This window comes from Bacillus piscicola (assembly GCF_022458745.1).
GTDB lineage: Bacteria > Bacillota > Bacilli > Bacillales > Marinococcaceae > Alteribacillus_A > Alteribacillus_A piscicola.
The window spans coordinates 598,923-621,434 of the sequence record NZ_JAJJJF010000001.1 but is presented as its reverse complement, the minus strand read 5'-3'; the positions used below and the strand labels follow the sequence as shown (position 1 = coordinate 621,434).

General features: G+C 42.0%; 24 protein-coding genes. 6 read left to right on the top strand and 18 right to left on the bottom strand.

Going from position 1 to position 22,512, the window contains the following annotated elements:
* Window positions 1-2: 2 nt before the first annotated feature.
* The 3 genes from LOR49_RS02980 to LOR49_RS02970 all read left to right on the top strand — a co-directional run bounded on the left by LOR49_RS02980 (window position 3) and on the right by LOR49_RS02970 (window position 1,167).
* Window positions 3-341, top strand: coding sequence for a YtrH family sporulation protein (locus LOR49_RS02980; RefSeq protein ID WP_240374621.1), 339 nt, complete (start codon window positions 3-5; stop codon window positions 339-341).
* Complete coding sequence (ytrI, locus tag LOR49_RS02975; RefSeq protein ID WP_240374620.1) at window positions 338-847, top strand: sporulation membrane protein YtrI; 510 nt, start codon at window positions 338-340, stop codon at window positions 845-847. The genes LOR49_RS02980 and ytrI overlap by 4 nt, the downstream gene beginning before the upstream one ends.
* A 122-nt stretch (window positions 848-969) precedes the next feature.
* Complete coding sequence (locus LOR49_RS02970; RefSeq protein WP_240374619.1) at window positions 970-1,167, top strand: YtzJ family protein; 198 nt, start codon at window positions 970-972, stop codon at window positions 1,165-1,167.
* A gap of 45 nt (window positions 1,168-1,212) precedes the next feature.
* Here LOR49_RS02970 and LOR49_RS02965 read toward each other — a convergent pair whose 3' ends face one another.
* Window positions 1,213-2,169, bottom strand: a complete 957-nt coding sequence (locus LOR49_RS02965; RefSeq protein ID WP_240374618.1) for a DHH family phosphoesterase — start codon at window positions 2,167-2,169, stop codon at window positions 1,213-1,215.
* Window positions 2,170-2,266: 97 nt separating this feature from the next.
* On the opposite strand from LOR49_RS02965, the gene LOR49_RS02960 reads away from it, so the two are divergent.
* Window positions 2,267-2,578: a YtpI family protein gene (locus LOR49_RS02960; RefSeq protein ID WP_240374617.1), complete on the top strand. Its 312-nt coding sequence runs from the start codon at window positions 2,267-2,269 to the stop codon at window positions 2,576-2,578.
* 90 nt (window positions 2,579-2,668) lie between these two features.
* Here the strand turns inward: LOR49_RS02960 and LOR49_RS02955 are convergent, their stop codons facing one another.
* The 4 genes from LOR49_RS02955 to LOR49_RS02940 all read right to left on the bottom strand — a co-directional run bounded on the left by LOR49_RS02955 (window position 2,669) and on the right by LOR49_RS02940 (window position 6,297).
* On the bottom strand, window positions 2,669-3,979 hold the full coding sequence (locus tag LOR49_RS02955) for a CBS domain-containing protein (protein ID WP_240374616.1): 1,311 nt from the start codon (window positions 3,977-3,979) through the stop codon (window positions 2,669-2,671).
* A gap of 280 nt (window positions 3,980-4,259) precedes the next feature.
* Entirely contained in the window at window positions 4,260-4,946 is a 687-nt protein-coding gene (locus LOR49_RS02950; RefSeq protein ID WP_240374615.1) for a metal-dependent hydrolase, read from the bottom strand.
* A 146-nt stretch (window positions 4,947-5,092) separates the two neighbouring features.
* Complete coding sequence (locus LOR49_RS02945) at window positions 5,093-5,470, bottom strand: hypothetical protein (protein ID WP_240374614.1); 378 nt, start codon at window positions 5,468-5,470, stop codon at window positions 5,093-5,095.
* Window positions 5,471-5,538: 68 nt separating this feature from the next.
* Window positions 5,539-6,297, bottom strand: coding sequence for an SDR family oxidoreductase (locus LOR49_RS02940; RefSeq protein ID WP_240374981.1), 759 nt, complete (start codon window positions 6,295-6,297; stop codon window positions 5,539-5,541).
* A gap of 181 nt (window positions 6,298-6,478) precedes the next feature.
* On the opposite strand from LOR49_RS02940, the gene LOR49_RS02935 reads away from it, so the two are divergent.
* Window positions 6,479-6,916 carry a universal stress protein gene (locus LOR49_RS02935; protein ID WP_240374613.1) on the top strand — a complete coding sequence of 146 codons (438 nt, stop codon included), beginning with the start codon at window positions 6,479-6,481 and terminating at the stop codon, window positions 6,914-6,916.
* 39 nt (window positions 6,917-6,955) lie between these two features.
* Here the strand turns inward: LOR49_RS02935 and argH are convergent, their stop codons facing one another.
* The 13 genes from argH to LOR49_RS02870 all read right to left on the bottom strand — a co-directional run bounded on the left by argH (window position 6,956) and on the right by LOR49_RS02870 (window position 21,470).
* The gene (gene argH / locus LOR49_RS02930; RefSeq protein WP_240374612.1) at window positions 6,956-8,335 is read right to left on the bottom strand and encodes an argininosuccinate lyase; all 1,380 of its coding nucleotides are present in this window, start codon (window positions 8,333-8,335) and stop codon (window positions 6,956-6,958) included.
* Entirely contained in the window at window positions 8,332-9,537 is a 1,206-nt protein-coding gene (locus LOR49_RS02925) for an argininosuccinate synthase (protein WP_240374611.1), read from the bottom strand. Before LOR49_RS02925 ends, argH begins: the two co-directional genes overlap by 4 nt.
* Before the next feature lie 199 nt (window positions 9,538-9,736).
* On the bottom strand, window positions 9,737-10,927 hold the full coding sequence (locus tag LOR49_RS02920; protein ID WP_240374610.1) for an acetate/propionate family kinase: 1,191 nt from the start codon (window positions 10,925-10,927) through the stop codon (window positions 9,737-9,739).
* Between the two features lie 44 nt (window positions 10,928-10,971).
* Window positions 10,972-11,967, bottom strand: coding sequence for a class I SAM-dependent methyltransferase (locus LOR49_RS02915; protein WP_240374609.1), 996 nt, complete (start codon window positions 11,965-11,967; stop codon window positions 10,972-10,974).
* A gap of 166 nt (window positions 11,968-12,133) precedes the next feature.
* The gene (gene ytfJ / locus LOR49_RS02910; protein ID WP_240374608.1) at window positions 12,134-12,547 is read right to left on the bottom strand and encodes a GerW family sporulation protein; all 414 of its coding nucleotides are present in this window, start codon (window positions 12,545-12,547) and stop codon (window positions 12,134-12,136) included.
* The gene (locus LOR49_RS02905; protein ID WP_240374607.1) at window positions 12,548-13,231 is read right to left on the bottom strand and encodes a DUF2953 domain-containing protein; all 684 of its coding nucleotides are present in this window, start codon (window positions 13,229-13,231) and stop codon (window positions 12,548-12,550) included.
* Window positions 13,232-13,346: 115 nt separating this feature from the next.
* Window positions 13,347-13,826, bottom strand: a complete 480-nt coding sequence (locus LOR49_RS02900; RefSeq protein WP_240374606.1) for an RDD family protein — start codon at window positions 13,824-13,826, stop codon at window positions 13,347-13,349.
* A gap of 11 nt (window positions 13,827-13,837) precedes the next feature.
* Window positions 13,838-14,833, bottom strand: coding sequence for a signal peptide peptidase SppA (gene sppA, locus LOR49_RS02895; protein ID WP_240374980.1), 996 nt, complete (start codon window positions 14,831-14,833; stop codon window positions 13,838-13,840).
* Window positions 14,834-14,866: 33 nt separating this feature from the next.
* Window positions 14,867-16,459 (bottom strand): amidohydrolase, encoded by a 1,593-nt coding sequence (locus tag LOR49_RS02890; RefSeq protein ID WP_240374605.1) that lies wholly within the window; start codon window positions 16,457-16,459, stop codon window positions 14,867-14,869.
* Window positions 16,460-16,892: 433 nt separating this feature from the next.
* The gene (gene thiI / locus LOR49_RS02885) at window positions 16,893-18,101 is read right to left on the bottom strand and encodes a tRNA uracil 4-sulfurtransferase ThiI (protein WP_338021123.1); all 1,209 of its coding nucleotides are present in this window, start codon (window positions 18,099-18,101) and stop codon (window positions 16,893-16,895) included.
* Window positions 18,102-18,115: 14 nt separating this feature from the next.
* The gene (locus LOR49_RS02880; RefSeq protein ID WP_240374603.1) at window positions 18,116-19,249 is read right to left on the bottom strand and encodes a cysteine desulfurase family protein; all 1,134 of its coding nucleotides are present in this window, start codon (window positions 19,247-19,249) and stop codon (window positions 18,116-18,118) included.
* Between the two features lie 133 nt (window positions 19,250-19,382).
* Window positions 19,383-19,760 carry a hypothetical protein gene (locus LOR49_RS02875; RefSeq protein ID WP_240374602.1) on the bottom strand — a complete coding sequence of 126 codons (378 nt, stop codon included), beginning with the start codon at window positions 19,758-19,760 and terminating at the stop codon, window positions 19,383-19,385.
* 24 nt (window positions 19,761-19,784) lie between these two features.
* The gene (locus LOR49_RS02870; protein WP_240374601.1) at window positions 19,785-21,470 is read right to left on the bottom strand and encodes a septation ring formation regulator EzrA; all 1,686 of its coding nucleotides are present in this window, start codon (window positions 21,468-21,470) and stop codon (window positions 19,785-19,787) included.
* A 231-nt stretch (window positions 21,471-21,701) separates the two neighbouring features.
* Between LOR49_RS02870 and hisJ the strand changes: the two genes are divergently transcribed.
* Window positions 21,702-22,511, top strand: a complete 810-nt coding sequence (hisJ, locus tag LOR49_RS02865) for a histidinol-phosphatase HisJ (RefSeq protein WP_240374600.1) — start codon at window positions 21,702-21,704, stop codon at window positions 22,509-22,511.
* The last annotated feature ends 1 nt before the right edge of the window (window position 22,512 follow it).

The window sequence follows — 22,512 nt, the reverse complement described above, 5'->3', positions numbered from 1 at the left end:
ACATGATCAGCCGTGATTTTGCCGGTACACTTATAATGGATTTCTTTGTAGCTTTCGGCGTTATTATTGGAGGTTCACTTATCGGGGGGATGGGGGCCCTTCTTATCGGAAAACCACCATTGTCAACGGTTCATGATTTGGCTGCCAGTTTAAAAATATGGGCGTTAGTGGCGGCGATCGGCGGTACATTCGATGCCATTACCTCTCTTGAGCGTGGTCTTATTACCGGCACCCATGCGGATGTCTATAAAACCATTGCAATGATGTGTGCAGCTCTCGCCGGTGCCAATGCCGGCACTATGATCATTCAATGGATTACACAGGAGCAAATATCTCCATGAGAATACCACCGTACTACCGCCGCCCTGGGTGGCAACGTTTTTTTGCAGGGTTAGTGATCGGCTCACTTATTGGTTGGGCTTTTTTTCTCTTTCAATTCGGGGCAGTACACGAAGAACTAGTTGTACAAATTAATAAACAGCGTTTGCAAATTGAACACCAAAAAGAACAGATTGAAGTTTTACGCAGTGAAGAGAAAAAACGAAATGAAGAGAACGAAAAAAAGTTAACCATACAGGAAGTAAAGATCTCTTTCACCAATGAGAAGAAAAGTCGCCTTAATGAATTAGCATTATATGAACTTAAGCAGCAAGCCGAGGAAGAAGTGCAATTTCTTAAGAATAAAAACATTGAAAGCGTTGTGGAAGGAAAAGAACTAATAAAAAAAGCCATTGAAAATAAAGCGTATAAAATAAATGACAACAACTGGAAGTTAAAAATTGAAGAAATGTACATTTACACGAACCTGGAATTGCACATCAAAATCATTATGCCAGAAACAGGATAAATTTTAATTTTTACACAATTCCTCGCGCGTCCCCCATAAAATACGGTATAATAGAAATCACAAAATTACGATATCCCATCTCTATAGTAATTCCAAAAACTCTTTTTAAGGAGGCAGCTAAATTGGATGTAGCAGGAAAGTCTACTGACGAGTTGATATCCCAAAAAGTCGAAAAGGTAAAGGCGGGTTATTCCGTATTCGTAGAGTCAACAGAGCTTATTGAGAAGATACGCAATCTCCTTGCAGAAAATGATATCCAAGTACATGAAGATCAAACAGACCAAGGGTCGTGGTTTATCCCGGTAAACAAAAAAGAATAGACAGTAGTAACGCTCTGGGCTGAGGGAGCCCAGAGTTCTTTTTCGTTATTCAGATGAATCCTCACAAATTTTTTCCAGTTCGCTAATGATTTCTTTTGTTTCTTCCAAATCACCAGCTTTGGCCCCTGCTGCAAGAGTATGACCGCCTCCGCCATGATTGGCAGCTATTTCGTTAATCACTATGCCTTTGGAGCGAAGTCTCACCCGATATCCACCATTGTCTTCTTCCACGAAAAACACCCATGCTTTCAATCCTTGTATGTTTGAGAATGCATTAATTAAAGCTGCAGACTCACTTACGCTGATCCCATATTCCAAAAGCATGTCTTTTGTCAAATACATAATCCCGACGCCGTTATCTGTCAATGTAAACTCTTGAAGAACTTTTCCTTTTAAACGGACAAGTGCTTCACTGTTTTCATAAAAAAGAGTGAACAATTCAGTAGTATCGAACTGATATTCCAACATTTCTGCTGCCAGCCGCAATGTTTTTGGAGTGGTATTTGGGTACTGGAACCGTCCTGTGTCCCCTATAATCCCTGCATATAATAGTCGAGCTGCATGTTGCGTCCACTTCCAACCATATTCTTTTTGGGCGATCAACCCGAGGTCGATAATCATTTCACACGTTGAGCTCGCAGCAGGCTCCACCCACATTATCGTACCGTATTGGTCAACTTCTGGATGGTGGTCAATCTTTATTAGTTGATCTCCTTGATCCCAGCCATCTCCGTCTATTCGCTCCCTATTCGCAGTATCACAGACAATAACGAGACTGTCATGTATATCATCCGCCCTTTGTTCAACAGCTGCTTCATCCGTTAAAAATGCTAAGGATGGTTCTTCTTCTCCTTTCAGAACTACCTTTTTCTCTGGGTAGTTGTGGGCGATTAAAGCGGATAAGCCAGTCTGCGAGCCAATGGCATCGGGGTCCGGCTTTTCATGTCGATATATGTATATCGTCTCGTACTTTTTGATGGCTTCGATTATGTCACGCTGCATCATCATGCTCCCTTTCTATTTAAAATTTGCTATTTGTATCACGTTAGCAGTACAATGTATGAAGTTCAAATACTTACTCTGGAGGTTACAGTGAACAATGATAAAAGCATTAGTTATTGTTCTGGTTATCGCGCTCGCCATGTATGTCTTTTATAAAATAAAAACGTTCCGCACCAAAGCGCCAGCTATGAAAAAATGGGTACAGACGAAGGCCAATATAAGTCTTGGGACTTTTCTTGCTGCTTGCGGTGCAAATCTTATTTTCACGACTCGCGGAACCACTGATTCAATTGTAGGCACGGTTTTTCTTTTATTGGGCCTCGCTAACATTATCCTTGGCTGGAGGGCATATAAAGTATACCTGCCTTATGCAGCAAAAGAAGCTGAACAGCAGCGCATTAATGCATAAATTAAAAATTCAATCAGTGGGGGTTTTCATCCACCACTGATTGTTACGTAAGTCATTCGGGTTTGCGGCTATTAATTCGGGATAAATATCCTACCGGTCAAGGAGCTGGGCCATTAATAACGCTTTCCCTACTATTTCACCTTCATGGTACAACTCCACGTCCACTTTGCCATGTTTTCTTCCTACTTCCAACAGTTTTCCCTTCATATCGATCGTGCTTTCAATCTGAACGGGCTTAATAAAGTAGAGAGTAATATTTTCTACTACGATATCACCGCGCTTATATTTCCTTAATAAACGACTCCCTGTTTCCGTTACAAGCGTCGTTAAAACACCATACGATATCATTCCGAGGTAATTCGTCATTTGCGGAGCAACTTCACATTGGTAATTGTACTCCGATTCCTCATCCATTTCATAAAAGCGCCCTGTCACCAGGTCATCTAATGTTTCACCGACGTGCGGCTGTTTCTGTGTCATCTGCAACGCTTTTAGAACGTCCTGCCGGCTGATAACGCCAAGCAAATGTTTCTGATCATCAATGACAGGAAGCAGTTCGATTCCTTCCCAAACCATAACGTGAGCGACCGAAGCAACAGACGTACGTTCATTCACGGTTATGGGTTTTTTTGTCATAATACGTTCAATGGGAGTCTGCATCTGCTCTCCAAGTACATCTTTGGCCGCTACCATGCCTTGTACCTTCATATTGCTGTCAATTACTGGGTACCTACTGTGACCTGTTCTTCGGTTCATCTCATGCCATTTCTCCACGGCATTTTCCGTGGTCAAAAAATACGTATCTTGCAGTGGTATCAAAATGTCGTTAACTAATACAATCTCTTTTTTGATCAATTGGTCGTAAATCGCCCTATTGATCATAGTAGCAACCGTAAATGTATCGTAACTGGTAGAAATCACCGGCAGTTCCAGTTCATCCGCCAGCGCAATGACGTTATCGTTTGTGTCAAATCCCCCGGTAATAAGCACCGCAGATCCTGCTTCTAAGGCTAGTTTATGTACTTGATACCGGTTTCCGACAATAAGGAGATTTCCTGGTTCTACATATCTCATCATCGCTTCCAGCTTCATCGCGCCAATCACAAAACGATTTAATGTTTTATGAAGGCCATTCCTCCCACCAAGAACTTGACCGTCTACAATATTAACAACTTCAGCATATGTAAGCTTTTCAATATTTTCTTTCTGTTTTTTCTCAATGCGAATCGTACCGACCCGTTCGATTGTACTGACAAGCCCTTGATTCTCCGCTTCCTTAATAGCACGGTAAGCGGTTCCTTCACTAACTTCCAGTTCTTTTGCAATCCCCCGTACGGAGATTTTTTCCCCAACTTTCAGCTCTGTTATATATCTTAAAATTTGTGCGTGCTTAGTTGCCATCCCTTTTCACCTCTTAGGCAAGATCGGAATTACCCAAAACTGTTTCACTACATTACATTATCTGTTATATATTTCATTATACGTTTCACCCTTTGACAACGCAAGCTTTCATCCTTTTTATTGCGTGTCAATTTTATAAATCAAATACAGTTACTGGTCTAGCAAAGAACGGTTGATTCAATACGGGGTCTTCAGCTGGTCAAAAGTTAAAAAAACTGTTCCAAATACCATGTCGGTATATTGGAACAGTTGGACACATTACTATCCTGTTATAGCGGTTCTATTCTAAGTTTATAGATTCCCCCGTTTTTAAAGCTTTTCCTTCTACTGGACGAATTGATTCGACAAAAGCATCTCCATCCTGTTCAATTGCCGGGAAAGTGTTGTAGTGAATAGGTACGACGTAACGAGGTGCCAACCAATCCACGGCCTGCTTTGCATCTTCCGGTCCCATCGTGAAATTATCCCCTATTGGGACAAACAAAATATCGATATCATGCTGTTTACCATACATTTGCAAATCCGAGAAAAGGGCAGTGTCTCCCATATGATAAAGTGTTTTCCCCTCAGCTTCAAAGATAATTCCTGACGGCATGCCCGTATATACAATTTTTTGATTTTCTTCTTCCGTGTAAGAAGAACCGTGGAAAGCTTGTGTTAATTTAACACGCCCGAAATCAAAAGTGTAGCCGCCGCCTATACTAAGTGGATGAGTATCAACACCTTGCCAGCTTAAATAAGTCGCCAGTTCAAACGGCGCTACTACTAAGGAGCCGTTACGTTTTGCGATGTCCACAGTATCTCCAACGTGATCGTTATGTCCATGCGTTAATAAAATGACGTCTGCCTTTACGGCAGATGCTTCCAGACCACACTGTCCATTCCCCGTGATAAATGGATCGATAAAGATGTCTTTTCCATTTGTTTTAATGTGAACGACAGAATGTCCATGATATGTTACTTCCATAAATCAGCATCCTCCTTCATGTCTTCATACTCCATCATTCAGCAGCAACTGACAAATACTGCTCTCATACATAGTCTTCTTGCTTTATAGCTATTTTCCTTCTAAAGAGCAAGATAAACATCAGGAAGAATGGATTTAACAGAAAGTCAAAAATCACCTTTATACAACCACGTATACAAATTTCCCGACTCATCCATCCATCTAACGTCTAAGCGTTGAAGAGAAGCAGCCATATTTCCTTCAACCATTGCTGCTAATTCTTCTTTTGAGGCGTGACGATATGGCTTTATTTGGTTATACAGACCAACCACCTTTTGCTCTGCCTGTTTCCCGTTCGTTAATTCTCCATTTTCTTCGTATGTGAAGAAACCAGCATCGTATTTCCAATGAAATGTCCCTTGTTCCGTTTCTGCTGTTGCTTTAAACATAGTCGTATTGTTGATGGGCTCAGCTGTCACTGTTTGAGTGAACGAGACTAATATTACGGCACCTAATAGAATAGAAAAAAAAGCTCGCGATCTCATATTTATCACCTCATAGAATAAGATGCATGTCACGAACCTTTTTTATACATATGAATGGTTCATTTTTCCTAACGGCGTTTATGTAAAACATCAATCCCGCCAGTTACTTCAATCACAGATCCAGTGATCATGTCGGAGTCTTCGTCGCATAAAAAAGCAATCGTGCGGGCGATGTCCTCACCAGTAGCAGGACGGCCAATCGGCGTCTCTGGGTCTTTTTGCTTTCGTGCCCTGCTGAGATTTGCTTCCTTAAATTCATCCGTAACCACTCCGGGACAGACCATGTTAACAGTAATTCCGTGTTCCGCTTCTTCAACCGATACGGTTTTCGTAAGCGAGACAAGCCCCGTTTTAGCCGCAGCGTATGCGGAACGATATATCCAAGCCGGTGCCGTTTGGGCTCCTTGAAACCCATATGTCACAATTCGTCCATATGTCTGCTCTCTCATGACCGGTATCACTTCCTGAAGCAAGTAAAACATCGCAGTTAAATTACCATCTATCATTTCATGCCATTCTTCTACTGAATAATCCACCAGCTTTTTTCTCGTAAATATGTACGGCCCTGCATTATTTACTAGCACATCAATACGACCAAAGGAGAGCATCGCAGCTGATACAATACTTTTCAAATCCGCTTGCTTTGTCACATCAGCCTGCACCAGCTGGATACGTTCTTGGGCATCTGGCCAATCTGCTTTCATACGGTTGGCTGACTCAACATCATTTCTGTAACTGAGAGTGACCGTGTACCCCTGCTCTAACAACATTTCTGCTGCTTTTCTTCCCAATCCTTTTGTCCCGGCTGTCACAATGGCGTGGCGCATCATTATTCTCCTCCCTACATTTCCTTTTCCTTCATCATACTATGAAAGCGCATATACGTAAAAATAATCGTGTGATTGTTACTCTTGAAGGATAAAGACAACTAATGAAAGGTACTCACAAAATGAAACATGCTGTGTTATACTGTAATTGATACATAATTTTCCCTAGGAGGGATGACCAATGCCTAAATACCAAAATTTACTCGTAGCTGTGGATGGATCAGAAGAAGCGAAAGCAGCGCTGACAAAAGCAATTGAGATAGCTAGCGAAAATAGTGCACAATTAGTAATCGCGCATATTATTGACACGCGTACTTTTGCTACAATCGAACAATATGACCGTACCATTGTTTCCAGAGCGGAAACTTACGGACAAGAACTCCTAGACGGTTACAAGCAAGAAGCTAATCAGGCCGGAGTAGATAATGTCACTACGGTTATCGATTTCGGGTCGCCAAAAGCAAAAATCCCTAAGGATATCGCTAAAAAATACAATGTAGATTTGATTGTTTCTGGGGCTACTGGTTTGAATGCGGTAGAACGTATGCTGATCGGCAGTGTCTCTGAAGCTATCACTCGTCATTCCAGGTGTGACGTTCTTATCGTAAGAAACTCATAAGAAAAAGAGCAGGTGACAGAAATGTCTGCCTGCTCCTTTTTATTTTTCTTCTAACTTTTTCTTCCCTAAAACAATCGCTTTTTTCACTTGTTCAAAGCCTGTACCGCCGGCGCTGTTGCGTCTAGCCACCACTGTTGACGGCTTAAGGACTTCAAAAATATCTTCTTCAAATAAACTGCTTGCTTCTTTATAATCTGCTAATGGAAGGTCAAGTAGGAAGATTCCTTTTTGGATGCATTGAAGTACTAACTTTCCAACCACTTCATGTGCTTCACGGAAAGGCATTCCCTTTGAAGCTAAATAATCCGCTAATTCGGTTGCATTGGAGAAATCGGAATGAGTCTCCTTTTCCATGACCTCTGTATTTACGGACATTGTGTCAATCATGCCTGCAAAGATTTTCAACGATCCTTTTACTGTCGTTACAGTATCAAACATACCTTCTTTGTCTTCCTGCATGTCCTTATTATAAGCAAGAGGCAGTCCTTTTAAGAGTGTGAGCAAAGACACAAGACTTCCATAAACTCGCCCTGTTTTGCCTCGAATTAACTCAGCCATATCAGGATTTTTCTTTTGCGGCATAATACTGCTGCCAGTCGCGAATGTATCATCCAGTTCAATAAATTGAAATTCCTGGCTTGACCATAAAATAAATTCTTCTGCCAGACGGGAAAGGTGCATCATAATCATTGCAGAGGCACTCATAAACTCGAGGATAAAGTCACGATCACTAACAGCGTCAAGACTATTTTCATAAATACCGTCAAATCCAAGAAGTTCTGCTGTATACCCTCTATCAATCGGAAATGTTGTACCGGCAAGCGCTCCTGCTCCGAGCGGTGAGATATTCAATCGTTTCAGACTGTCTTCCAAACGGCCGTAATCACGTTCTAGCATCCAAAAATAGGCTAGTAAATGATGCGCAAACGAAACCGGTTGTGCTCTTTGTAGATGAGTGTATCCTGGTATTAAAGTCTCGACATGGTTTTCTGCCTGATTGATCAACGCTTGCTGCATTTGCTTTATTACTTCCATAATTTCTTTCGTATGCTTACGTAAGTACAAGTGCATATCTGTCGCTACCTGGTCATTCCGGCTTCGTCCAGTATGTAGCTTTCCGCCTGTAGGCCCAATTTCATCTGTTAAAAACTTCTCTATATTAAGATGAATGTCTTCATTTTGAACGGAATATTCCAGGCTGCCATTTTTGGATTTTTGTAATATCTTTTCAAGCCCATTCTTTATAGTCTCTGCTTCTTCTTCTGTAATAATGTTACAAGCAGCAAGCATTTTAACATGGGCAAGGCTGCCTTCAATATCTTCTTCTACCAATTCTTGATCAAAAGGGATGGATGCCCCAAAGGCATCCACCCACTCCTCTGCACTCTTTGTAAATCTTCCGCCCCACAATTTCGTCATACGTTAACACCTTTCTTATTCACCATACTGTGAACCTTCGTTGGCAGACCCCAAAGCTCGATAAAGCCAACCGCTGCGTTTTGGTTAAATTCATCTTCCGGTGTGTACGTAGCAAGCTTTTCATTGTAGAGAGACATCTCTGACTTTCTTCCTTCGATAATCGCATTTCCTTTAAAGAGCTTGACTCTCACGACACCCGTTACATTCTGCTGGGTCTCTTGCAGAAAAGCTTCCAGTGCATTTCTGATCTGTGAAAACCATAGTCCATCATAGATCACTTCAGACAATTTTTTCTCGATAACCGGTTTGAAATGCGCAACCTCTTTTGGCAACGTAAGATCTTCTAGCTCTTTATGCGCCTTGATTAATGTCATAGCCCCTGGACATTCATATACTTCTCTTGATTTAATCCCTACCATTCTATTTTCCACATGATCGATTCTGCCGACGCCGTGTTTGCCGGCAATGTCATTTAACTCTAGGATCAATTCATCAAGTTCGTACGCTTTCCCGTTAATTGCCACAGGTTTCCCTTGAACGAATTCAATTTCAATAACATCCGCTTCATCCGGTGTTTTTTCAAGAGGCGCTGTTAATTCATAAGCACCTTCCGGCGGCGTCGCCCATGGATCTTCAAGGATTCCACACTCATTACTTCTTCCCCAGAGATTTTGGTCGACGGAATATGGATTATCTAAATTAATTGGAATTGGAATGTTATGTTTCTGAGCATATTCAATCTCTTCATCTCTCGACCAGCCCCATTCTCTTACTGGAGCTAACACCTCAAGATCCGGATTCAAGGCTTGAATGGATACCTCAAAACGCACTTGATCGTTTCCTTTCCCTGTACAACCATGAGCGACAGCATCAGCATTTGTTTGTTCAGCTATTTCTACGAGCTTTTTGGAAATGAGCGGTCTAGAAAGTGCAGATACGAGTGGATACTTTTGCTCGTATAAAGTATGTGCCTGTAAGGCAGGTAAAACAAATTCTTCCGCGAATTCCTTTTTCGCATCAATTGTATATGATTGAACAGCCCCTACTTGCAGTGCCTTATCTTTTACAAAATCAAGATCTTTCCCTTCTCCTACGTCCAGTCCAACTGCTACTACGTCATAACCGCTGTCCTTTAGCCATTGAATTGCTACCGAAGTATCAAGACCACCAGAATACGCTAGTACTACTTTCTTGTTTGCCATTTTATAAACACCCTCCGTCTTTAAAGTTGAATATTCATACTGAAGTTATTATTTTTATACATTGATTTGCAAAAATATGAGAGGCATCCGCCTCACATGTAAAATCTGTTTTCAACTTTGATTTGTTGTTATACATACTTTAACAAGCAGAACATGATTTTGCAATACTTATTCATAAAAAAGCATAAAAATTTATTTTTCACTTATGGATTAGACGAAGTGTGTCCCGAGCAATCATCAATTCTTCATTCGTTGGAATGACCATTATTTTGACAGGCGAGGATGGTTTATTTATGAAAATTTCCTTTCCGCTCACCCTATTTCTATCCCTGTCAAACTCAACTCCCATGAATTCCAGCCCCGAACAGACCGCCTCTCGAATAACCGTACTGTTTTCGCCGACTCCCGCTGTAAATACAATAGCATCTACCCCGTTAAGACTGGCAGCATATACACCAATATACTTATGTATACGAGTTGCATAAACACGCAGCGCGATGGCTGCTTTTTCATCTCCCTCTTCTGCTGCTTTAATAATATCTCGAAGATCACTGGATCGTTCACTCATCCCCAATAACCCACTTTTATTATTCAATACGTCTATTACTTTTTCTGCTGTTTGCCCAGTCTTTTCCATAATATAGGGGATAAGCGCAGGGTCGATGTTCCCTGACCTCGTTCCCATTGCCACACCGGCAAGCGGTGTAAAACCCATAGATGTATCAATGGAGAGTCCGTTTTCAATTGCCGTCATACTAACACCATTCCCAATATGACAGGAGATTATTTTTAAGTTATGAATGTCTTCCCCCATTAATTCCGCTGCCCGATGACTCACATATTTATGCGAAGTTCCGTGAAAACCGTATTTACGCACGCGATACTTGTCATAGTATTCATAAGGGATACTGTATAGAAATTTTTCTTTCTTCATCGTCTGATGGAAGGCTGTATCAAATACAGCTACAGCAGGCACTTCGGGAAGAATCTTTTGGACCGCACGAATTCCCACTAGATTAGGGGGGTTGTGTAGAGGTGCTAGTTCACTAAGTTCTTCAATGTCTTTTTTGACCTCTTCATCTATGAGTATGGATTCCGAGTATTTCTCCCCTCCGTGAACGACACGATGGCCGACACCATCAATTTGGGAAAACGAATGAATGACTTCCGATTCTATTAATTGCTTTAACGCCAATTCTAAAGCTGATTGGTGATTCGGTAAGGGACAGGTTTTTTCGACTGTTTTTTCGTTACCTTTAATATAGATGTGAGAGTTGTCCATACCAATTCTTTCTATCAAACCTTTTGCCAGTAAGTTCTCATCCGGCATGTCAAGAAGCTGAAATTTCAAAGAAGAGCTTCCAGCATTAACAGACATTATAACCGCCATGTACTTGGACTCCTTTTTTTCTGAAATTGTTGTTCCTTGCTTGTTTAAGATGGAGTAAATCCCTGTTCATTAAACCATTTATTTATTTGCTGAACCATATCCGCCAATGCTTCCTGCTTGGTAAAGGAAGGCAGCTCAGCGAATAGTGCTTGAGACGGCTGCGTTATTCCCTTTCCTTTCTTTTGCAGCATCCAGATACTTTTGCCAAATTGATCTGATTTAAACATGGACTTCGGAAGCTGTAAAAGCCCGAGAGTGTATGCATGCTCCTTTATAAAACGATGCAGTGCAGGTGCTTCTTCACTTTCAAACATAAAATTAGGGATCAGCAGAACAAAAAAGCCGCCTTCTTTTACATAACCCATGCATTTTTCTATCATCAGATGATGCACGTATGACTTTCCCTTACTCGCTTTTAGAGTAAACTGTTCGGTTACCTCCTCTTTCGGATAATGACCGACTGGCAGATCTGATACCACTGCATCAACCGGGGGTACAGCAAGCTGCTCGATTGCGTCCTGATGAAATAATTCAACATGATGTTCTTGAAGATTTGTAATAACGTAAGCAATATGAAGCAGGGTTTCATCTGCCTCGACGCCGTAAGCCACTGCTTTTGCAGGAAGCTGATTCAACACCGCACTTAACAAATTGGCAGTCCCTGTTGCCGGGTCCAATACAGCTGCAGCCTGATTACCAGCAGTAAGTTTCTGAGTGAGGTATCCCATAAACATTGCTACTGCGTCCGGAGTCATCGCATGATGAGGCTGAACCGCTTCCTTCATACCTTTAATAACAGCTAACTGGAATGCTTTGCGAATCCCCTCTTTCTCTATCTCTCCCGGTATCTCTTCTCGCAACTTTGTTTCCAGTCGTCTTTTCTCTTCTTCCGGAAGGTTTTGAACAATCGATTGCTCTATAATATCCTCCCCCGCTTCCGCCAGCGCATCTAAATATGTCATATCCATATGCTGTTGCAACGAAACCGCTATTTCATCAACAAGCGCATATAATTTTTCTACTTCCGTTAACGGCTGCACGAGACATCGTCCTTTCCTTATCATTCCATCATAACTTCTTACGAAAGTATAGCAGAAACAAGCTTTTTATTGAACACTCAATGGTTGCGCTGAAAATATCCTTCTTTTTTTAAAAAAACCAATAAAAAAAGCCGGGCTAACGGTCTGCCCGCCCGACTTATTTTTACTATGAGAAAGGAGGAGATTCACCGGTGTCGGCTCCCTTCCCTTTCATCATCTCTTGAATTTTTTCCACGGCCTGTGGAGCAAATTCTAATAATTTTTCGTAAAGATGGGTGTTTTCATCTAGATGTACCATTTTTACTCCCGAAGCGTTGACGATGAGAAAGGCAATCGGGGTGATAGAAACACCTCCACCACTCCCCCCTCCAAACGGATGATCCTCAGCTGTGTCACTTTGCCCTTTTTGTAAAAACTCGCTACCACCTGCTGCAAAACCAAACCCAACTTTTGTAACTGGTATGATCACGCTGCCGTCCGGGGTTTCGACAGGATCGCCAACAATTGTATTGACATCCACCATATCTTTTAAGTTTTCCATCGCTGTCTGCATGAGCCCTTCAATCGGATGATCTGTCAATTAAGATGCCTCCTTCTCATTACCCTTTTTTTCTTTCGTCCTTTTCCAAAAAGCAAATATGTCACCGTGAAACAGTCTCGTCACTTTTATTCCAGCAATGATAGCATTCCCGAGTCTCATCGATAACATACATGAAAAGTCAGTATTAAACACCGACTTATTAAAGTAAGGAGTGACATGGAAGATCGGAGAACAGTGAAAAGAAAAGATGGCTGATCCTGCTCCTGCAAGAGAAGATTTCATTGACCACAACATTCCAGTTAACATACCAGACCAGGCTGCGTCCCTTGTACCGATTTCACTATTCCACTTGAATTTCTTCACCTTCACTTTTGACAAAAGTTTCATCAAAATAGGTATCATACCGCTTACGTGGTTTAGAAGTACTTGTATCGTTTCCAACTTGTCTTTTATTTCTGTTGGTGTTTGTTCAACGTGTTTTTCCTCTCGGTTACCTATGTTTGATTTTGCCTTTTTTTTAATCACCACAGCCGATTTCTCTTCATTTAAGGCTATGACGGGGAATTGATATTTTTTGTGAAATACATACCAGACCTTTACGTGCAGTAAGATGTCTTGTCTTTTTCCCTTTTGTGTCAAATGAAAAAATACGTCAATAGGAGTGATCATGATCAGAGCGATAATAACAAGAAGCACGCTTCCTATAAGAGCAATCCATTGCATACATACTCGTCCGCCTTTTTCTTAATTACAACCAGTATTGACATGGTTCTCTATTCATAAACAACAAAAAGAGACGCCTGGAATATTAATTCCCGCGTCTCTTTTTATTACATTTTTATTTTTCCACATGTACGACTCGAGTATCGCCAAAGATGTCATGAATACCTTGTTTTTCATCCATAAAACCAACGATCAAATAAAGCACATTTGTGATGATTACACTTCGGTAAATGAAGCGGCCAATTACCTCTCGAAATATCAAGTCTGACCAGCGGAGAGGGGTACCATCTTTGTGAACTACTTTTATTCCAAGTATCATTTTGCCAAGTGTTTGGCCAAAATATTTGGTCATTACTACGAAATATACATAAGAAACAACCACACTCAAAAGACCTTGCAAAGTAAAAAATCCTAATAACGTAACGGATGCATTTTCCAAAAACATAAGCGGGCTAAGCAAAATGCCGTTTACACTGAACACGATCAGCAGGTCAAACAGATACGCCCAAAACCTCATCCAGAAGCCAGCATATTCTCCCAAGGAAACCGGAACATGCTCCTCGGCCACAAATTCTTCATTTATTTGATTATCCATGCTGATCCCCCTTATTCCGTATACAAGTACATCGCACGCGGCGTTTCGGAATCCATTAATAGCTCTTTAATTCCGAGCAGTTCTGAATCACTTACGAATAAGCTGCGGGCTGATGTACCAAGAAATTGGTTAAACGTAAAGCCACCTTGATAGCGAACAACAAGCGGATCCTTTATATCTTCCTCTTTTTTCATTATCTCGATTGTATCTTCAAGCGTTCCCAATTCATCGACAAGATTAACTTCTTTCGCTTGCTTTCCAGAATAAACACGCCCGTCACCAATCTCACGGACTTTTTTCTCGGGCATGTCGCGCCCCGAGGCAATTACTTTGACGAAGTCACCGTAAAAGTCATCAACCATCGATTGGAGGATTGCTTTTTCCTCTTTTGTCATTTCACGATTTCCTGACATAATGTCTTTATATTTTCCGCTCTTGATTGTATTAAATTCGAGACCAATGTCTTCCGCTAACTTAGCGTAATTAATACTTTGCATGATAACCCCAATAGACCCGGTCACAGTCGCAGGATGGGCGACAATTTTGTCCGCTGGAGCCGACACATAATACCCTCCGGAAGCTGCTGTATTTCCCATCGACACATACACTGGCTTGCCGTGTTCTTGAATTTCTTTTACTTTGTCGTGGATTTCAGCGCTTTCCACTACCCCACCTCCTGGGGTGTTAACACGCAGAATAACGCCACTGACGCTTGCGTCTTCTCCTGCTTTCTCAAGAAGCCGTAAAAACTGCCGGTGGTTGTATGTAGCGGTGTTTACGAGTGAAGGAGCCGAACCGGTATCTTGAATGACTCCCTCCAGTGTGATAATAGCAATCTTGCCACCGCCCTGCCCTGATTCGACAATTTTTTCTTCAATCCCATCATCGCTTCCACCCAATACTTGATCAAAATTCGTTGAAGCGATGGATGTCACTATCTGAAAGCCTACTGACACTACTAAAAGAAATGCAGCGATTCCTACTGCTGCCCATCTTTTACCATTCATCATCTTCATTTCCTCCTTCGCTGTCTGTTAACCTTACTCACCTTTATACTGGAACTTTTCATTGACTACTGTCCCTTTTACCACTGCCGCGGCGATCTCCTCAGCTGGTACGGTCAAAATATCCCGATCAAGAATCGTGAAATCCGCAAGAAATCCAGGGGAAATCTTTCCCATTTCTGTTTCTTTTCCGATTGCACACGCACTTCCTGTCGTGTAAAGGGAAACTGCTTCAAATGCAGTTAGTTTTTGGTCAGGCAAATAGCCTTCATGTTTTTCAAATGGGTACTTTCTTGTAACCGCAGCCTGTATGCCAGCCAATGGATCAACTGGCTCAATCGGAGCATCTGATCCACCTGCACAGGAAATACCGGAATGTATCAACGTTTTCCAAGCAAACGAAGTAGAGATGCGCTTCGCCCCAAGTCGTTCTTCCACCCACGGAAAATCGGACAGAACAAAATGAGGTTGCAAATCAAGTGCTACACTCAGAAGCTGCAGCCTTTCTACAAGATCAGGAGGTGTCATCTGGGCATGAATAATCCGATCTCTAACACCCTCAGGACTGGGATGATCTTCCAACGCTTCAATAACATATTCAAGTGCAAGATCTCCTATCGCATGGACTGCTACCGGCATCTTACATGCACGAGCGTTTTTAACAAGCAACTGCAACTGTTTTCTAGTATGAATAGCAATCCCCGAAGTTTCTCGTTCATCTGTATAGGCTTCCCGCAGGAGTGCTGTTCTGCCGCCCAAGGCGCCATCGGCAAAAATTTTAACCGCCCCGAAAGACAAATATTCACTAAGCGCACCATATTCGTATCCTAACTGATGCATGTCTTCTACAACTTCATGATGTACGAGTAAGTTCATTCGCAATTTTGGGCCTGCCTCGTTAAGGTAGTCACGAAAAATTCCGAGTGTACGGTTAAAGCCTCCGTAATAATTTAAATCTTCCGTGTGGCCTCCTGTCAGCCCTTTTTTTACCATTGCCTGTACTGCGACTCGTAAAGCCTCACGCAGATCCTTATCATCGACTTGCGGCTGAGCCGTTTTTATTACATCAACAGCCCGATCCAGTAAGTATCCGCTGTTCTCACCATAAGCATCTTTAACAATAATGCCCCCTTCCGGATCAGGAGTAGTACTTGTAATGCCTGCTTTCTCAAAGGCAAGAGAGTTTGCAAGTGCTGCATGTCGGCAAATTCTGGTCAACAGCATTGGATTGTTGGGCGCAATTGTATCTAACTCACGGCGGTGGAAGATTTTTTTGTCAGAGAAATGGTTCTCATTCCAACCATCTCCAATTAGCCACTGGCCTGGCTTTAACAGGCTGGCTTTGTCGGTCAATAAGTCTTTCATTTCGATAGAGGATGTACAGGTTGACAGATCCAGCCTAAGCATGGCTTCCCCTAATCCAAGCATATGTAAGTGGCTGTCTGTAAAGCCTGGAAACATTACTGCTCCCTGTAAGTCATGCCAGTGATCGATGTTTTTATACTTTTTTTCAAGTTCTTCTTTCCCACCAATTGCTTGGATCTTCCCGCTCTCAGTTAAGACAGCTTCGACACGTTCTCCTACTCGTTCCATCGTGTAAATCGTACCGTTAAACCACAACGTTCCCACACTTGTCACGACCTTCCTTGATTAACGCTCTTACCTATTTTAGTTGATTGAATCAATTTCAGAAGTACTAGTCCAGCAAATAAATGCGAATAATTATAGTATATAATCATTAATTATTCATTTGGGAAGGCGGCAACTCCAGAGGGAAAAGCAACAGTCCGAAGACCCCGCAGACCTGCTTGAATGGACACAACCTAACTACGCGAGCGTCTATCGCAACGGTTGCATGACCTACATCCTGTAGGCCCGAGGCTGAGGCGTTGCTGCGGCAAAGAAGACACAGTGAGAGCAAGCGTAAGCGCAGTCTCGAACTGATGTCGCCCTTGTGCCTGTAGGTGAAAGCGTCCGCCTGCAGTGGGAATCAACCGTTCTATACTATATCCGAATTGTTCGGATTTCGATAACTTCATTTGAATAATGAAATTGATTCGATTTATAACAAATCATCCATCACTTCTGTTTTTGCAGTGGAGCGGCCAATGGTCAACGTTTCCACGTTATTTACCGCCTTTTCGATATATGGCTCAAAATGAAGGCCCTTTTCATAAAGAGCTGCTTTTTCACGACGTGGCTTCGTTACTGAATCGTCCGGCAAAAAGATCGTGCAACAATCTTCATAAGGAAGAATCGAAAGCGGATACGTCCCGATTTCTTTCGATATATCGACAACTTCTTGCTTATCCATTGTGATAAGCGGACGTAAAACCGGCACATTCGTTACTTCATTGATAGTATGCATGCTCTCCAACGTTTGCGAAGCAACTTGACCGAGGCTCTCCCCGTTCACAATCGCCTTTGCGTTAATTTTTGTCGTGATTTGCTCTGTTATGCGTAGCATCATCCTCCGCATAATCGTCATCGCGTAATGTGAAGGGATATGAGCATGAATGGCTTTTTGCAATTCCGTAAACGGAACAACGTGCAACGTAATCGGTCTGCCAAACGAAGTAAGAACACGCGTCAGATCTTCAACCTTTTTTCGAGCCCGCTCATTCGTATAGGGCGGGCTGTGGAAATGTACAGCTTCAATTTCCGCGCCTCTTTTCATCGCCAAGTAACCTGCCACCGGGCTGTCAATCCCTCCTGACAGCATTAAAGTGACTTTGCCCGCTGTGCCGACAGGCAAGCCACCTGCCCCTTTTGTGCGGCCGCAGGTCATGTATGTTCCTTGTTCCCTAACCTCCACTGTCACTTCCACATCAGGGTTGTGTACATCCACACTGACATTTTCTGTATTGCGCAAAATGTGGGCCCCGACTTGGCGGTTTAATTCCTGGGACCGTACTGGAAAATTCTTGTAAGAACGGTGTGCACTTACTTTAAATGTTGCTTTTTCCCCCTCGTGTTGCCTGTAAGCCTGCAAAGCTGTCTCTTTTATTTGTTCGAGATCATTCATAGATTTCATCGCCAAGCTGAAAGAAGAAATACCAAAAATAACCGAAAGCTTATTCATAACTTCTTGAGGATTTTCACCGTGCAGTTCAATCACCATTCGTCCGTACGTTCGTTTCACTTTACAAGCTGGATGATCTTTTAAAGCATGCTGTACATTTTTTTTTAACGTTTTTTCAAAATCTCCACGATTTTTACCTTTTAAAGCGAGTTCGCCATAGCGAACTAAGATATGGTCGTATATCATTATAATCCCGCTCCTATTTATAACTTTATTTCAGCCACTATTTCCTTTATCGCGTTCATAAACCCTTTAACCTCTTCTTCAGTAGTATCAATGGAATAACTAATTCGAATGGCGCTTTCCGCCTGCTCTTTTTTGGCTCCGAGCGCAAGCAGTACGGCACTCGGCTCTTCCAGCTTTGAAGAGCAAGCTGATTTGGTTGAAACATGATATTGCCGCTTCGTCAAAGCTTGAATTAACACCTCTGGTTTCAAGCCTGGAAAAGATACGTTAATAATGTGAGGTGCCGAATGTTCTTTAGAGGTATTTATAACTGTTCCTTCCACGCCTTCCAAATCGTTAATAAGTTTATTTTTCAATGTTATCAGCCGTGTCTGGTCATATTCCAAGCGTTCCCGTGATAGCCGCAGTGCTTTCGCCATAGCAGTTATTCCAGGGACATTTTCTGTTCCCGCTCTAACCGTTCTTTCTTGACCCCCACCATGGAATAATGGCGATAGTATTACCCCTTCTCTTACATAAAGTGCTCCCGTACCTTTCAGTCCATGGAACTTATGCCCGGAAATAGTTGCCAGATCTATCTTTGCTTCTTTGAAATCCAGCGGCAGCAGCCCTGCTCCTTGCACATGGTCTGTGTGAAAATATAATTTTGGGTAAGCTGCCAACCGTTCACCTATTTCTTTTATAGGCTGTACAGAACCTATTTCATTATTAACATGAATGATCGAAACGAGGATCGTGTCATCTCTTATTGCATCTAAAACATCATCAGGATCCACAAGCCCTTCTCTATTGACCGGAACGTACGTTACAGTAAAGCCGGCGGCCTCTAGTTGGCAAAAAGCCTCTTTCACGGATGGGTGCTCTATTGTCGAAGTAACCAGGTGCTTCCCCCGGTTCATGTGTTTCATAGCAGTCCCTTTGATTGCTAAATTATTTCCCTCTGTTCCACCAGAGGTGAATACCAATTCTTCAGGCTTGATTTTCAGTAAGGAAGCCATTGATTCTCGCGCTTTTCTTAATAGTGTCTCTGCTTCGGTACCGAGACGATGCAGCGAGGATGGATTTCCAAAATACTGGTACGAAGCTTGTTGGTAAGCTTCCATCACAGTGTCCCACGGTTGTGTTGTAGCACTGTTATCTAAATAAACCATGTATACTCCTCATTTCCCGCTCCAAATTTCAGTTTTTTTTCGATTTCTTTCTAGTGATGCAACACCTTATCTTATCACATTTAACCGTAACAAAAAATAAAGAGCTGTCCTTTGATAAGGAACAGCTCATATTCTATCGCACTAGTTCGATTGCCTTATTAATAGATACCGTTCCTTTTGCTGGCCCAATCTGGATAGCAGAAGAAAGGTAGGCATCATTCTTTAAATCTGCTTCTTCTCTTTTAGATAACCGCTTTCCGATAAGCTCCATCCCACCCTCGTCCTTCTGTGTACTTGAAGGAATGGGGACGGGTTTATCTTGAGCTTCGTTAAGCCCTTCTTCAATTGACAGAACCCCCAACTCTTCATCTAGTTTTAACGCGAGCTCTTCTACTGTGAGGTGCTGCTCCGTGACGTCAATAGATTGGTTATCAGCCAACTTATAAAGAAAAAAACCCCAAACAGAAAAACAAACAAAGACAGACATGATAACCATGTGTCTAGCATTCATCGTGTTACCTTCCGTGATTTCCCATTAATTTTCACCGCTGATATTCGTAAGGACATTTGGGTCCAGCTTTTCAATCGCCTGCACTGCGGCCGTGACTGCTTCATCATAGTACCCTCTCCGAAAGTAGTCTTCAGCTGCCTCTAACGCTTCATCGACAGCTTCTGAGTGCCGGCGGTATTTATTCCCATATTGAATGGCTCGCTCAGCAAGCTTAGCTTGTTTCATAGTCGCACGCAACTGCTGGTGCATCTTGGTAACAAATTGTTCAGCTTCCCCCACTAGCTTATTCACGTTGCCCATTTCCACAGGCATTTCCTCGATTGCTGCCCACGCTGCGTCCAGTCGCTCCCCTGCTTCCTCAAGTTCATGCAACAAACTGGCAGGAATCTTGGGTAGCATCGCTCTTTGCAGTGTCATCCTGTCATTTAAGACTTTGCGCCGTTGCTCCTTGAGTGTTTCGAGGGCTTTTAATTCATCTTCCCGGAGTGTGTACAGTAATTCTCTCGATTGACGTACTGCATGATCAATACGCTTAACATCCTTTTGTATCTCTAACAAATTTGATTTCAAGCCGATAAAAGGCAGTTTTTGATTTTCTTGAAGATCCATAAAAACCCGCCATTTTTTTAAACTTTCTTCCATGGCCTCTTCTGCCTTCTGCTGCTTTTTTTCCTCCTCTTCAGGAACACGATAGCTTACTTTTACTTTTTCTCGTTCTTCTTCAAGGTCATCAAGCCGTTCAACAAGGTCTTCCATATCTTTTTTCACAGAGATTATGTTCTCTTCAACAAACAAGCGTGCTTCTGCTTCTGCTTCTAATGTGTCATAGATATAATCTACGTAATCACGAATTTCAACAATTCTCCCCTGAACTCTATCTAATTCTAAATCACCGACAGATTTATAAAGTTCAGGAAGTTCTCGTCGAATTTCTTGAAGCTGATGATGGAAATCATAATGACTTAATTCGTATCCGGCTGTTTCCATCTCCTTCATACCATCTACTGCTTCCTGAATCTCTTTTGGTAAATCAGATTCTATTTCTATAAATAGAACAGGCACTTGCTTCAATTTTGTCTGTTCTTGCGTTACCTGTGCTCCTAATTCTTTTAAAATGTGGTTTGCTTTTATGTAATTACCGGCCTCTGTTTCGACATCAAATTGGGCAAGTGCTTCTTTCAACTCGTTTAAATGTGCCTCAAATGTAGTAGCAGTACTTCCTAAAGAACGCCAATTCTGAGAGATAAACTTCTGCATCTCTAGAAAACGGGCTCTTATTTCCGTGATCCCCTCTCTGCTCTCTTCCTCACTATGTATGAGTTCTTCAACTTCTACAAAAATAGTATGTATCATCTCATCGATGCCTTGGAGCTGGCGATCAACCATACTCAGCATCTCTCTTGCAGAACGGAAACGGTATTTGTTTGCCTGCTCTTCAATATCGAATAAAGTTTCATCAATATTCGGGAGATGGTCTTCAAGAATCTCATCCCATTCATCGCGCCATTTCTCAAACTTTACTTCGGTTTCGCCGGACATCGTCAGCGTTTTGACCTTCGCTATTTCTTCGGCTACTTGTTGATTCGCAATCGTCGTTTTCCGTTTCTCAAGCTGGTCTACTTCCTTATATATTATTCTTCGGAAAACAGCTCCGTAAATAATGACCGCAGCGATTAATACAGCTGCAGCAATAATAATATATACAATCATGAGTCTTCACTCCTGTTTTCCTGCCGTTTCTTTTATCAATTGCAAAGGGAATATAAATGTATTTTCGTCATATTTATCATATTCCCTGCTTTTTTTGCCAAAACCTTCTAAAAAACTTGCTATTCTATGTTGAAATTACATCTTTATGATAACATGGAAATAGTAATTATGTGAAAAATGCTTTCAAAAAGGAACAAATTTTATTTTTCTTCACTGGAAAGGAGTCAAAAAATGAAAATTCACCGTGACGGCCATGTTCATACCCCTTTTTGCCCCCACGGCTCTCTTGATTCATTTAAAAAGTACATTGAAAGAGCCATTAAGGAAAACCTCTCCACGATAACCTTTACAGAACATGCCCCTCTTCCAGCTGGATTTGAAGACCCCGTGCCTACAAAAGACAGTGCGATGTCCCTAGCAGATTTATCGGCTTATGTAGAAGAAATAGAGACATACAAAAAAGAATATAGAAATGACATCACCATTTTAACGGGACTGGAGATAGATTACATCGAGGGATTTGAAGAAGAAACACGGGCTTTTCTTGACCAAGTGGGTCACTTACTTGATGATAGCATTTTATCCGTGCATTTTTTAAAAACAGGTAATGAGTATACATGCCTGGACTACAGTCCAGAGTCTTTTCAAACATTAATTAAAAAGACAGGTTCACTTGAAGACACAGTAAATCTATATTTCAAAACAGTTTTGTTATCTATTGAGAGTAATCTAGGTACGCATAAGCCTAAACGGATCGGCCACATAACCCTTGTACGAAAATTCCACCACGAATTCCCAGTAGTCCTGGATGAAAATAAAATCATGGACTTACTCGATTCCTTGCACGAAAGAGGAATGGAGCTTGATTACAACGGTGCCGGCACAGCAAAACCATTATGCAGGGAGCCGTACCCGCCAGATCATATTGTAAAAGAAGCAAAAAAAAGAGGCATCCCGCTCATATACGGATCGGATGCTCATCAAGCAAAAGATATGATGCAGGGGCTTGAGACAATGATACCAATATCAAGGGAGTCGTAAT